At 42.2% G+C, this 1,010-nt stretch carries 1 protein-coding gene; it reads right to left on the bottom strand.

Annotation, left to right across the window (positions count from 1 at the left end):
* On the bottom strand, nt 1-1,010 hold a 1,010-nt coding region (locus tag ABIB30_RS27255; protein ID WP_354306170.1), incomplete at both ends, for a condensation domain-containing protein.

Below are 1,010 nucleotides of genomic sequence, written 5' to 3' on the forward strand. Positions count from 1 at the left end.
AGAAAATGAGCCGCTAATCTGGAAAGCATAGCCCCTTCATAAACATGCCCATTGTATTCAAATCGTATCTCCAGTGCATCCTGCCCGGGAATAATCATCACTGTCAAATCATAACCGGTCTGCTCAAATAATGATGAAGATAATAGCGATAAATCATTATCCTCTTCGGTGATTTCCCGGGAAACGAGTTCCTGTACAGGATAGTTTTCAAAAACAAGAATATGGTCAAACAGTTCCCCAGTCAACTCACTCAGGGACTGAATCCGGGCCAACTGAGTATAGTGATGGGACGTGCCTGCTATGGAATCCTGCTGAACAGATTTTAATAAAGACGCTACCGGGACTTCATCACCAAATCCGATCCGAACAGGGATCGTATTGATAAACAGTCCGATCATCTCTTCTATACCATTCACTTCAGCCGGACGGCCAGAAACCACAGCTCCAAAAACTACGTCATCTGTGTTGTTGTAACGACCCAGTAAGATCCCCCAGGCGGTTTGGATCAGTGTATTTTCAGTAATTCCTAAATCTGTACATAAACCTGTTACAGCAAATCTTGAACTTCCTTTTACCATAACAGATTCCTGTTTGCGCAGATAACCATCTCCTTTCAGATGTTTTTTAGGTAAGCCAGAAATACTATCATAACCTGATAAATATTGGTTCCAGTAGTTTAGGGAAGCATTCCAATTTAATCTTATTAACCACTTGATATAGTCCGAATATGGATATACAGTTCCCAGTGTTGCCGGTTTACCTGATAAATGACTTTCGTACAATTGGAGAAATTCTTTAATCAGAATCCCTACGCACCAGCCATCCATTAAGATATGATGATGGCTCCAGACAAACTCATAAGTATCGTCCCCCAGATCCAGAACCGTTAAACGCATCTGAGAACCTGAATGCAGATCAAAACCAAGGCTACGGTCGGCCAATTTACAATCTTCAACTGAGCCTGCTGCTGCTGATAAATCAACGTAAACCAGTGAACTGAGCTCCTGGCT

It is taken from the genome of Pedobacter sp. UYP1 (genome assembly GCF_040547305.1).
Taxonomy (GTDB): Bacteria; Bacteroidota; Bacteroidia; order Sphingobacteriales; family Sphingobacteriaceae; genus Pedobacter.